The organism is Streptomonospora sediminis (genome assembly GCF_054778995.1).
In genome coordinates, this window is sequence record NZ_BAAGYZ010000031.1 from 1 (window position 1) to 12,136 (window position 12,136).

Here is a 12,136-nt window from a genome sequence, read left to right on the forward strand (position 1 = left end):
CCGGCGGATTTCCGTTCGCCTTCCGTTTGGAAGGCGGCGGGCATCCGCTCTTTGTTATGTCTTCACTTTATCAGGTTCCCCGCACCCCGCCAAATCGGCGGTTTCGGCGGAATTCCCGATTCCCGTATCCAACTCTTTCGGGCGCAGCAGCGACGGAGAAACGATCTTATCGAGACCCGCCGATACCGACTGAACTCGAAGGAGTGTCGGATCTGGGATGCGGTCACGCCCACCGTTGGGTGTTCGCTGCGACCGAGGAAGACCGCCGCCCGAGTCCGCGCCGAACTCGGCGCTCCATCAGGCGACCCGATCCACTCTAGCCCCGCCCTCCATGGATGCCAACTCGACGGCCAGTGATCTGGACCACTCTATTAGCCCGCGATCCGCCACTGGCGGGCCGGAGCCCCCGGGTGCGACGCGTCACAGGGTGCACTGGTCGCAATATCCATGCGAAGACATTATCTTTCTAGGAAAGCACTTGCAGCGACTGCTTCCCCGGAGGGAACTATGAGCGAGCCCGTGAAGTTGAGCATCATCTACTACTCCTCCACCGGCAACGGCTACAGCATTGCCAGCAAGCTGGAGGAGGCCGCGCAGAAGGAGGGCGCGGAGGTCCGGCTGCTCAAGGTCCGCGAGCTGGCGCCCGAAGCGGCCATCGCAGGCAACCCCGCCTGGGCCGCCAACGCCGAGGCGACCAAGGACATCGCCGAGGCCACGGCCGACGACGTCGTGTGGGCGGACGCAGTCATCTTCGGCTCGCCGACCCGCTACGGGAACATCGCCTCGCAGCTGAAGCAGTTCATCGACCAGCTCGGCCCGCAGTGGCAGCAGGGCCTGCTCGCGGACAAGGTCTACAGCGGGTTCACCTCGTCGGCGACCCTGCACGGCGGCCAGGAGTCGACCCTGCTGGCGCTGTCGCACACCTTCTACCACTTCGGCGGGATCATCGTTCCCCCCGGCTTCACCGACCCGAGCAAGTTCACCGACGGCAACCCCTACGGCACCTCACACGTCGACGGTGCCGGCCAGCTGCCCGTCGACGACGTGGCGCACACGGCCGCCGAGGTGCAGGCGCGGCGCGTGGTGCGCGTCGCCGGCAACCTCAAGGCCGGCCTGGCGGCCGCCTGAGCCGCTGACCCGGAGCCGACCGCGCCCTGACGGGCGCCGGGGCAAGAGCCGGAGCAAGAAAAGAGAAGGAGGAGACCGCGGGGTGCGGTCTCCTCCTTCTTCTTGTATCCGGCCCACCCCCGGCTGCTACTCCGCCGCGGTGTCCCGGTCCCAGTTGATCCGCAGCGCCGCCTCGGAACCCGCCATCCACAGGGCCAGGGTGAGGTAGCCGGCCTCGAACGCGACCAGGTCACCGTCCCAGCGCGCGGCGCTGCCGGTGCGCTTGCCGCTCAGTAGCAGCACCCCCGCGGCGAGGTTCATGCCGGCCCAGATCCCGTTGACGACCGGTCCGGAGTCGCGACCGGCCAACGGGGTGAGATGCCGGTGCCCGCGCACCGCGGTCGCGAGGTGCGGCGCGCTGTTGGCGATCAGCACACCGGCGGCAAAAGAACGCATTCGTCGACTCGTCATGGATCCACGCTAGAACTGCGCCCTGCAGAGCGCCATGTGCCCTGGATGGACATGGCGCCAGGCGGGTTCGGCGACCTGTCGACTTGGCGACCCGGCCGCCGGGGCCCGGGTGCGCGGCGCCCGGTGCTTGCCGCACTGCCGGAGTACGCGCCCCTGTGGACGCTCGGCGCATTGGCGCCATGCGGTCGAACCGACTCGGCTGCATGGCGACCTGTCGACTCGCCGACTCCGCGCACCCCGGCCCCGGCTGCGCCCCTGCGGCCGGCGGACCCGCGGCGCTACCCGCCGGCCGGGCGCGGAGGGTCGGCCTCGCTGGGGGCGCCGCCGCGTTCCAGGTGCCACCAGCGGGTGATGCCGATCTCGGCGAGGAAGCGGGTGTCGTGCCCGGCCACGATGAGCGCGCCCCGGTAGGCGGCAAGCGCCTCGGTGAGCCGGTCGACGCTGTCGAGATCGAGATTGTTGGTGGGCTCGTCCAGGATGAGCAGTTGCGGCGGCGGATCGGCCAGCAGGATCCGGGCCAGCGATACCCGGAAGCGCTCGCCGCCCGACAGCACCCCGGCAGGGTCGCCCACCCGGTCACCGCGGATGAGGAACCTGGCCAGGTTGGCCCGGACCTGGTGCGGGGTCGCCGACGGCGCTGCGGCGCGCACGTTGTCCAGCACGCTCATCGAGTCGTCGAGGACGTCGAGGCGCTGGGGCAGGTAGCCGACCCGGTCGGTGGAGCGGGCGACCGCCACCGCGGGGTGGGCCGCGGATTCGGCGATGGCGCGCAGCAGCGTGGTCTTGCCGGATCCGTTGTCGCCGGTCAGCGCGATCCGCTCGGGGCCCTGCACACGGATGCGGCCATCGGGACCGTCCAGTTCGAGCACGGTGCGGCCGGCGGGCACGGCGGTGTCGGGCAGTGCGATGCGGATGCGGTCGTCGTCGCGCACCGCGGCTTCCGACCCGGCCAGCGCCTGTTCGGCCTCCTCCAGTTTCTCCGAATGCATGATGCGGTGCTTGCCCGCCGAGACCTGCGCGTCGCGCTTGCGCTGGTTCATGACCACCTTGGGTTCGCGCTTGGCCTCGTTCATTTTGCGGCCGTAGCGGGCCCGGCGGTCGAGTTTGGTTTTTGCCTCGATGACCTGGCGTTTTTCGCGCCGGACATCGGCCTCGGCCGCGCGGACCGCGCGCTGGGCCGCCTCCTGTTCGGCGGTCAACTGCTCGATATAGGAGCTGTAGTTGCCGCCCCAGGTGCGGATGCCGCCTTCGCGGAGTTCGGCGATGCGGTCGACGCGCTCCAGCAGTTCGCGGTCGTGGCTGACGACGACCAGCACGCCGCGCCAGTCCTCGACGGCTTCGTACAGCAGGGCGCGAGCCCTGGCATCGAGGTTGTTGGTGGGTTCGTCGAGCACGGCGACGGCGGGGCGGCGCAGGATGAGCCCGGCGAGCCCGGTGAGTACCGCTTCGCCGCCGGAGAGCGTGCCGACAGTGCGGTCCAAGGGCGCACCGCCGTCGAGCGCGATGCCGAACCGTTCGAGTTGGGCGACCGCGCGCTCTTCGATGTCCCAGTCGTCGCCGACGGCGGTGAAGTTGGTTTCGGAGGCGTCGCCGCCCTCAATGGCGCGCAGTGCGGCGCGGGTGCGCTGGATGCCCAGCAGTTCGGCCACGGACCGGCCGGTATCGAGGGTGAGGCCCTGGTCGAGGTGGCCGATGTCGCCGAGGGCGTGCACGCTGCCCGCTGTGGGCGCGAGCCGACCGGTGATGAGCTTGAGCAGGGTGGACTTGCCGGAGCCGTTCAGGCCGATCAGGCCGGTGCGGCCGGTGTCGAAGGCGGCGTTCAGGCCCGTGAAGACGACGGTGCCGTCGGGCCAGTCAAAGGCGAGGTCGGAGCAGACGATGGCGTGGGACATGGGGCCTCCCGGCGATGAGCCGACGGAACGAGCAGAGCGGTCGCGGTTCCGTGGGTCATGCGCATCGGAAAGGGTCGCCTCCATGTGGTGGACAAACGTCGTGCTCGGGTTTCACCCCGCGCTCACCAGGTTGCCACCGGGCGTATCCGCGGCGCAACGCAATTTTCGGCACCCCCAGCCGGCACGGGGCGGCCGCGCCGGCTGGGGGTGCCGGCGCGGCCGCCCGCTGCCGCGGCAGCGGGTGCGGGGTTGGTGTTGGCCGGGGTCAGCGGCGCAGACCGTAGCCCAGGCGGAACAGGGGGTCCTGGCCGTCGCCGCGGTTGATGGGCTCCTGGTCGACCGCAGACGGCCAGGTGACCGGGAGCCGGCCGCGGAAGCGCTCGCGGCCGAACAGGACGTCGGTCATGCCCGCTCCCTCGCTGCCCGGCAGCCAAGAGGCGACGAACGCGTCGGCGGTTTTCAGCTCCTCGTTGATGATCAGCGGGCGACCCGACACGAGCATGGCGATGCAGACCTCGGTCTTGGCGCAGATATCGGTGAGCTGTTCGGTGTCGTCCCGGCTCAGCGCCAGGTCGGCGTCGTCGCCCTGCCCTTCGGCGTATGGGGTTTCGCCGCCCACCCAGATGCCGATGTCGGCGGAGTAGTCGCCGCCGGTTTCGGTGCCGACGAACTCCACGTCGGTGCGTGTGCGCTTGGTTTCCTGCTGGATGGCTTCCCAGAAGGTGGTGCCCTCGGTGGTGTCGCCGCTGCCGCCCTGCCAACTGATCGCCCAGCCGCCGAGCTGGTAGCCGAGGTTGTCGGCGGTTTTGCCGCCCACCACGATGTCCTTGCCCGAGTGGCGCGACAGCGGCAGCACACCGCCGTCGTTCTTCAGCAGCACCTGGGACTGGGCGACCGCCTCGCGGGCGACCTTGCGGTGCTCGGGTGAGCCGACACCGGCGGTGCGGCCGCGGTCGGTGAAGGGCTTCGCGAACAGCTCCATGTCGAACTTGAGGTCGAGGATGCGGCCAACGGCGTCGTCGATGCGTTTCTCGCTGATGCGTCCGGCGCGGACCTCGCCGACGATGGCGTTGATGTTCTGCTTGTAGTCGTCAGGGACCATGATCATGTCCAAGCCGGCGTTGATCGACTTGCGTACCTTCTCGGCGTAGGTGTCGCCTTCGACCTGGCGCACGCCGCCCCAGTCGGAGACCACGACGCCGTCGAAGCCGAGTTCGCCCTTGAGCACGTCGTTGACGAGGTAGTCGTGCTGGTGCATCTTCAGGCCGTTCCAGCTGCTGAAGGAGGCCATGACCGTGGCGGCGCCGGCGCGCAGCGCGGAGCGGTAGGGCGCAAGGTGGATCCTGCGCAGCTCGCGCTCGCTCATCTGCGCATCGCCCTGGTCGATCAGGTACTCGTCCTGGCCGGTGCCCCAGGTGGTGCCGCCGTCGGCGACGTAGTGTTTGGCGGTGGCGGCGACACCGCGGGAGTCGAGGCGGTGGCCTTGGAAGGCGCGTACGGAGGCGGCGCCCATCCGGCCGGCCAGCCAGGGGACCTCGCCGAAGCCTTCGTAGGTGCGGCCCCACCGGTCGTCGCGGGGCACGCTGACCGCGGGCGCGAAGTTCCAGTCGATGCCGGTGCCCAGCACCTCTTTGCGGGTGATGCTCTGGGTGCGGTGCACCAGCCAGGGGTTGCGGGTGGCCCCCATGCCGATGTTGTGCGGGAAGACGGTGGCGCCTTCGACGTTGTTGTGGCCGTGCACGGCGTCGACGCCGTAGATCAGCGGGATTCCCAGCCGGCTGCCGAGGGCGGCGCGCTGGTATTCGTCGTACATGTCGGCCCATTCGGTGGCGGTGCCGCCGGCTTCGCCGCCGGGTCCGGCGCCGCCGCCGGAGAGCAGGGAGCCGATGCCGTACTCGGCGATGGCCTCCTTGTCCTCCATGACGTTGACGTGGTTCACCTGCGTCATCTGGCCCGCCTTCTCCTCCAGGGTCATCTGCGCGAGGCAGTCCGCGGTGGAGCCGCATCGGGGGCCCGCAGCTGCAGCGGGGGTGGGTGTGGCCGCGACCATCAGCGGCGCCAGGAGCGCGCCGGCGGCCGCTGCGCATGCGGCGGCGAGGGAGCGGGATCTACCGGAACGCGCGGTTGCCGCGCGGGGACCTGCCATCATCGACCTCCTGTGTCTGCGCCTTGCGGCGCGTAGCAAACCCGGCGGCCCCCATCCGGCACGTTGCCCCGACGGGCAGTGTTGCGGTCGGTGTCTCTTTTGCCCCTTCCGGCCGGAAGTAAAGTAACGGTAAATAACGCTGGGTAGGAGCGTCAAGTACGTTGCGTGCCGGATCCGCCGCACCGCAGGGCAGGATCGCCGACCCGCGCTCCGGCGGCGGCGAACGGCTCAGTCGGCTGCCGGGATTTTGCGCAGCGCGGACTCCGGCTATAGGCGCGGCGGGGCCAAGCGGGCAGCGCCCGAACGGGCCGGGGCCGGTTGTGGCCGCGGCGGCCGGCGCCGACCGCGGAACTCACGCGTCGTAGTCGACCGCCACGTCGGTTGTGGCGGGCTCGGACTGGCAGGTGAGCACGAACCCCGCCGCCACCTCGGCGTCCTCAAGTGCGTAGTTGCGCCGCATCTCGACCTCGCCGGCGGTGACCCGGGCCCGGCAGGTGCCGCACACTCCGCCGCGGCAGGCGAACGGCATGTCCGCGCGCGCCGCCTGCGCCGCATCGAGGACCGTGGCGCCGGGTGGCAGCGGCGCGCTCGTGCTGCGGCCGTCGAGCACAACGGTCAGGGTCCCGGCATCCTGCGCTGCAATGGCGGCGGCGCGCTGCGGCGGCGGGGGCGGGGCGTCGACGTGGAACAGTTCGCGGTGCACCCGCTCGCCGGGCACGCCGAAGCCGGCGAGGACCTCCCGCGCCCCCTCGGCCAGGCCGAAGGGCCCGCACAGCCACACGTGGTCGGTGCCGGCCACCGGCACCAGCGCCTCCAGCACCCGCCGCAGCCGGTCGGGAGCCAACCGCCCGGACAGCAGTTCGGCGTCGCGGGGCTCGCGGGAGAGCACGTGGATGAGCTGGAACCGGTCGGCGAACCGGTTCTTCAGGTCGGCCAGTTCTTCGGCGAACATGACGGTGCGCGAAGTGCGGTTGCCGTACACCAGCGCCACCTCGGCCCACTGATCGCCCTCCAGCAGGGACACCGCGATGGACAGCAGCGGTGTGATACCGGATCCGGCGCCGATCAGTAGGTGCCGCCCGCCCTGGCCGGGGTCGGCGCAGAAGGACCCGGCGGGCGCGGCGGCCTCGATCCGGTCCCCGGGGGCGACCTCGTGCAGCAGCCAGGTCGAGAACAGGCCGCCGGGGACCTCGCGCACGCCGATGCGCAGCGGACCGCCCGCAGGCGAGCAGATCGAGTAGGTGCGCCGGTGCTCGCGGCCGCCGATCCAGCGGCGCAGGGTCAGCGACTGGCCGGGGGAGAAGGCGAATCCGGCTGCCGACTCCGGCGGGACATCGAACGTCACGGCGGCCGCATCGGGGCACAGCGGTTCGACGGCGGCGACGCGCAGCGCGTGGAAACCGGAGGCGCGGCGCCGGCTGCCGGGCGCCGCCGAAGCCGCGGGCGCTGCGGGGACTGTCGGCGAGGCGGCCACGTCAGATCTCCTTCAAGTGTTCGAAGGGCTCGCCGCACGCGGTGCAGCGGTACAGCGCCTTGCAGGCGGTGGCGCCGAACTCCGAGGTGAGTTCGGCCGCGCCGGAACCGCACCGCGGGCAGTGCAGCGCGCGGCTGCGCGGGGTCAGCGACAGCGGGACGGGGCCGTCGCGTCGGGGCGCCCGCCCCGGCGGTGAAATGCCGTGCTCGGCCAGCAGCCGCTTGCCGCGTTCGGTGATCCACGACGACGACCACGGCGGGTGCAGCACCGTGCGCACCTCGACCGTTGTGAAGCCGTCGGCGCGCAGCGCGCGGTCGACGTCGGCGCGGATGGCGGCCATCGCCGGGCAGCCCGAGTAGGTGGGGGTGAGGCTCGCGGTGGCGCCGCCGCGGCCGTCGGCGCTGACATCGCGCAGGATGCCCAGGTCGGCCAGTGTCAGCATGGGGAGTTCGGGGTCGGTGACCGATGCGGCGGCACGCCAGGCCCGTTCCCGGGCGGTGTCGGCCGGGTGCTGCGCGGTAGGGGTGTCGTCCATCGCTCGCATCTCCCTGTTCGCCGGTCCGTTCACCGGGCACTCACCATGTCGCCCGCGGGTGCTCGCGCGCCAGCGACTGCATGTCGGCGAGCAACTCGGCGAGCGCGGGCGTGTGCTCACCGCGGCGCCCGCGTGCCCGCGCGGCGGCGCCGAGATCGGGGCGCGGCAGGTCGGCGGCGGTGAGGACCTCGTCCAGTACCTCCTGGCATGCGGCGCGCACTTCGCCGGGTTCGGCGGCGGCGCCGGCCGCGGCCATGCGCGATTCCACCGGGTCGGCGGCGAACAGCTCTGCGGCGTGCGGCCACACCTCGCCGGCACCGGCCCGGATCCGGCGGCGGGACTCCGCTGTGCCGCGCGCCAGGGTGACGGTCCACCGGGCGGCGTAGTCGCGGTGGTAGGCGACCTCGGCAGCGCCCTTGGCGGCGACGGCGGCGAGCACGGGGTCGGCCGAGCCGCGCAGGCGCTCCAGTAGGGCCAGCCGCCATACCGAGAACACCAGCAGCCGCAGCGACGACTGCGCGAAATCGCCGTTTGCGAGTTCGGCGAGTGCGACGTTGCGGAATCCGCCGGGCCCGCGGAAGAAGGCGAGCGCGTCCTCGGCGGGGACGGGGGAGTCGGGCGGCAGCGCGGGAACGGTCCCCGGATCGGCTGCGGCGGCGCGAGCGAGCAGCAGCCGCGCCTGCCCCAGCAGGTCCAGCGAGATGTTGGCCAGCGCCACGTCCTCCTCCAGTTCGGGTGCGCGGCTGCACCATTCGGCCAGGCGCTGCGCGAGCACGAGCGCGTCGTCACCGAGCATCAGGCAGTAGGCGGCGAGGTCGGCGCGGTCGACCCCGGCGGGCACGGTGGTGTCGACTCCGGCCAGCGGGTCGTCGAAGCCGGTGCCGAACGCCCATTGCGAGGAGTCGGCGTCGACGCCGACCAGGCCGGAGTACACCGACTGGTCGTTCGGGTCGGCTGCGGGTGAGTACGTCATGGCGGCCTCACATGTGCGGCACGTCGTCGGGGATCGTGTAGAAGGTGGGGTGGCGGTAGACCTTGTCGCCGCTGGGGGCGAACATCGGGTCCTTCTCGTCGGGGCTGGAGGCCGCGATCAGGGCGGCGCGCACCACCCACACGCTCACGCCCTCGTTGCGGCGGGTGTAGACGTCGCGGGCGCGGCGCAGGGCCATCTCGTCGTCGGCCGCGTGCAGCGAGCCGACGTGTACGTGGTTGAGCCCGCGTTTGCCGCGCACGAACACCTCGTACAGCGGCCAGTCGGCTGCGCCGGGCGCCGCGGGTTCGCGGGCCGTCGGATCGGCCATGGTCACTCTCCTTCCTCGGTTCCGGTGCCCGCTGCGAACGCCGCGGCGGCTTCGCGCACCCAGGCGCCCTGGTCGTGGGCGCGGCGGCGGTGGGCGATCCGTTCGGCGTTGCAGGGGCCGTCGCCTCTGAGGACGCGCGCGAACTCGTCCCAGTCGGGCCGGCCGAAGTCGTGGGCTCCGCGTTCGGGGTTCCAGGCCAGTTCGGGGTCGGGCAGGCGCACACCCAGCGCGCGGGCCTGCGGAACCGTCATGTCGACAAATCGCTGGCGGAGTTCGTCGTTGGTGTGGCGTTTGATGCCCCAGCGCATGGACTGCGCGGTGTTGGGGGAGTCGGCGTCGGGCGGGCCGAACATCATCAGTGAGGGCCACCACCAGCGGTCGACGGATTCCTGGACCATGGCGCGCTGCTGTTCGGTGCCGCGCATCATCGCCATCAGCAGTTCGTAGCCCTGGCGCTGGTGGAAGGACTCCTCCTTGCAGATACGGATCATGGCTCTGCTGTAGGGGCCGTAGGAGCTGCGGCACAGCGGCACCTGGTTGCAGATGGCGGCGCCGTCGACCAGCCAGCCGATGGTGCCGACGTCGGCGTAGGAGGGGGTGGGGTAGTTGAAGATCGAGGAGTACTTCTGGGTCCCCTCGATGAGCCGCCGGGTCAGTTCGGCGCGGTCGACGCCCAGGGTTTCGGCGGCGGAGTACAGGTACAGCCCGTGGCCGGCCTCGTCCTGCACTTTGGCGAGCAGGATCGCTTTGCGGCGCAGCGAGGGTGCCCGCGCGATCCAGGCGCCTTCGGGCTGCATGCCGATGATCTCGGAGTGGGCGTGCTGGGCGATCTGGCGGACGAGTGTTCTGCGGTAGCCCTCGGGCATCCAGTCGCGGGGTTCGACGCGCTCGTGGCGGTCGATGATGGCCTCGAACTCGGCGTTGCGGCTTTCCTCGTCGGCCGCTGCGGGTGCCGCCATGGCTCCTCCTGCTCCGGCGATCCGCCCGGACCGCGCGAGGCGATTTACTGACCGAACGGTCTGTAATATTCTGCCACCACGCACGCCGAGGGCGCAACGGAGAGGACCGCAACCGTGACCGCACTTGTGGAGAGCTACGTGCAGGGCGCCTGGTACAGCGCTTCCGGCGAGGGCCGGCCGCTGGCCGACGCGGCAACGGGCGAGACCGTCGCCCTCTTCTCCGCCACCGGCCCCGACGTGGCCGCGATGGTCGACTACGGGCGCCGCGTCGGCGGCCCGGCGCTGCGCTCCCTCACCTTCCAAGAGCGCGCGGCCATCCTGCGCAACCTGGCCAAACACCTCACCGGGATCGCCGACGAGTTCCGGGCGCTGTCCCACCGCACCGGCGCCACCAGGCGCGACAACACCGTCGACATCGACGGCGGTTTCGGCACCCTGTTCAGCTACGCGAGCCGCGGCGCCCGCGAACTTCCCAACGACACGGTGCTGCCCGACGGCCCCACCGAGCGGCTCGGCCGCGGCGGCACATTCGCCGGACAGCACATCTACACCTCCCGCCCGGGCGTGGCCGTGCAGATCAACGCGTTCAACTTCCCGGTGTGGGGGATGCTGGAGAAACTCGCCCCGGCGTTCCTCGCCGGCATGCCCAGCATCGTCAAACCCGCAAGCCAGACCGCCTACCTCACCGAACTCGTCGTCCGCCGCACCATCGAGTCCGGGCTGCTGCCCGAGGGCACCCTGCAACTGCTCGCCGGCGGCCCCGCGGGCCTGCTCGACCGGCTCGGCCCGCAGGACACCGTCGCCTTCACCGGCTCGGCCGAGACCGGGGCGAAACTGCGTGCCCACCCCGCGGTCGTGCACGGCGGGGTGCGCCTCGGTGTCGAGGCCGACTCGCTCAACTGCTCGGTGCTGGGGCCCGACGCCGCACCGGGCGACCCCGAGTTCGCGCTCTTCGCCGACCAACTGGTCACCGAGATGACCGTCAAGACCGGCCAGAAGTGCACGGCCATCCGGCGCGCGATCGTGCCCGAACACCTGGCCGAGGACGTGATCGGCGCGGTCACCGAGCAGCTGGAGGCGGTCGTGGTGGGCGACCCCGCCGACCCGCAGGTCGGCATGGGGCCGCTGGCGGGTCTGGACCAGCGCACCGAGGTGCGCAAGGCCGTCGCCGCGCTGCGCGGATCAGCCCGGACCGTTTGCGGCGACCCCGAGCGGTGCGCACCGGTCGGGGCGGACCCGCAGTTCGGGGCGTTCCTGCCGCCCATGCTGCTGCACGCCGGACCGGATGCCGCCGAACCGCACGCCGTCGAGGCGTTCGGCCCGGTCAGCACGGTGATCGGCTACCGCACCGTCCAGGAGGCCGTGGAGCTGGCGGCGCGCGGCCGCGGCAGCCTGGTCGGCTCGGTCGTCACCCGCGATCCGGCCGTTGCCCGCGAGCTCGTGCTGGGTCTGGCGCCCTGGCACGGCCGGCTGCTGGTACTCGACCGCGACAACGCCGCGGAATCCACCGGCCACGGCTCCCCCCTGCCCGTACTCGTGCACGGCGGGCCCGGCCGGGCCGGGGGCGGCGAAGAGCTGGGCGGTATCCGCGGCGTGCTGCACCACATGCAGCGCACGGCCGTCCAGGCGTCGCCTGATGTGCTGACCGCGGTCACCGGGAACTGGACCAGCGGGGCCCAGCGGCGCAGCGGCGGTGTGCACCCGTTCCGCAAGAGCCTGGCCGAGCTTCGGGTCGGCGACACCATCGCCTCCGAGCGGCGCACCGTCACCCTGGAGGACATCGGCCACTTCGCCGAGTTCACCGGCGACAGGTTCTACGCCCACACCGATGCGGAGGCGGCCACCGCCAACCCGCTGTTCGGCGGTATCGTCGCGCACGGCTACCTGGTGGTGTCGCTGGCCGCGGGACTGTTCGTCGACCCGGATCCGGGTCCGGTGCTGGCGAACTTCGGCGTCGACAACCTGCGCTTCCGCACGCCCGTGAAGGCGGGCGACTCGATCGCCGTCACCCTGACCGCCAAACGGATCACCCCGCGCCCCCGCGCCGACTACGGCGAGGTCCGCTGGGACGCGGTCGTCGACAACGCCGACGGGGAACCGGTGGCCACCTACGACGTACTGACCCTGGTGGCCAAGGAGCACACGGAGGGCTGACCGGCGGGCCGCGGCGGCTGCGGCGGTTCGCAGGCGGCATGGCGACGCCGCGATGTGGTGACACAGCGACGTGGTGACACGGTGACACGGTGACGTG

Annotated in this window: 10 protein-coding genes; 2 read left to right on the forward strand and 8 right to left on the reverse strand. The window is 71.8% G+C overall.

What is annotated here, in order from left to right; all coding sequences use genetic code 11:
• Window positions 1-507 precede the first annotated feature (507 nt).
• Entirely contained in the window at window positions 508-1,128 is a 621-nt protein-coding gene (gene wrbA / locus ACYVD5_RS08580) for an NAD(P)H:quinone oxidoreductase type IV (protein WP_461000409.1), read from the forward strand.
• Between the two features lie 126 nt (window positions 1,129-1,254).
• Here the strand turns inward: wrbA and ACYVD5_RS08585 are convergent, their stop codons facing one another.
• The 8 genes from ACYVD5_RS08585 to paaA form a co-directional block, all read right to left on the reverse strand.
• Window positions 1,255-1,578, reverse strand: coding sequence for a hypothetical protein (locus ACYVD5_RS08585; protein ID WP_461000410.1), 324 nt, complete (start codon window positions 1,576-1,578; stop codon window positions 1,255-1,257).
• Between the two features lie 278 nt (window positions 1,579-1,856).
• Window positions 1,857-3,470, reverse strand: coding sequence for an ABC-F family ATP-binding cassette domain-containing protein (locus ACYVD5_RS08590; protein ID WP_461000411.1), 1,614 nt, complete (start codon window positions 3,468-3,470; stop codon window positions 1,857-1,859).
• 265 nt (window positions 3,471-3,735) lie between these two features.
• Complete coding sequence (locus ACYVD5_RS08595; RefSeq protein ID WP_461000412.1) at window positions 3,736-5,619, reverse strand: glycoside hydrolase family 3 protein; 1,884 nt, start codon at window positions 5,617-5,619, stop codon at window positions 3,736-3,738.
• 349 nt (window positions 5,620-5,968) lie between these two features.
• Window positions 5,969-7,090: a 1,2-phenylacetyl-CoA epoxidase subunit PaaE gene (paaE, locus tag ACYVD5_RS08600; protein WP_461000413.1), complete on the reverse strand. Its 1,122-nt coding sequence runs from the start codon at window positions 7,088-7,090 to the stop codon at window positions 5,969-5,971.
• A 1-nt stretch (window position 7,091) separates the two neighbouring features.
• A complete protein-coding gene (gene paaD, locus ACYVD5_RS08605; protein ID WP_461000414.1) occupies window positions 7,092-7,625 on the reverse strand; it encodes a 1,2-phenylacetyl-CoA epoxidase subunit PaaD in 534 nt (177 codons plus the stop codon).
• A gap of 40 nt (window positions 7,626-7,665) precedes the next feature.
• Entirely contained in the window at window positions 7,666-8,598 is a 933-nt protein-coding gene (paaC, locus tag ACYVD5_RS08610; RefSeq protein WP_461000415.1) for a 1,2-phenylacetyl-CoA epoxidase subunit PaaC, read from the reverse strand.
• Window positions 8,599-8,605: 7 nt separating this feature from the next.
• Window positions 8,606-8,926: a 1,2-phenylacetyl-CoA epoxidase subunit PaaB gene (gene paaB, locus ACYVD5_RS08615; RefSeq protein ID WP_461000416.1), complete on the reverse strand. Its 321-nt coding sequence runs from the start codon at window positions 8,924-8,926 to the stop codon at window positions 8,606-8,608.
• A gap of 2 nt (window positions 8,927-8,928) precedes the next feature.
• Window positions 8,929-9,885 (reverse strand): 1,2-phenylacetyl-CoA epoxidase subunit PaaA, encoded by a 957-nt coding sequence (gene paaA, locus ACYVD5_RS08620; protein ID WP_461000417.1) that lies wholly within the window; start codon window positions 9,883-9,885, stop codon window positions 8,929-8,931.
• Between the two features lie 114 nt (window positions 9,886-9,999).
• On the opposite strand from paaA, the gene paaZ reads away from it, so the two are divergent.
• Window positions 10,000-12,039 carry a phenylacetic acid degradation bifunctional protein PaaZ gene (paaZ, locus tag ACYVD5_RS08625; RefSeq protein WP_461000418.1) on the forward strand — a complete coding sequence of 680 codons (2,040 nt, stop codon included), beginning with the start codon at window positions 10,000-10,002 and terminating at the stop codon, window positions 12,037-12,039.
• Window positions 12,040-12,136: the final 97 nt, after the last annotated feature.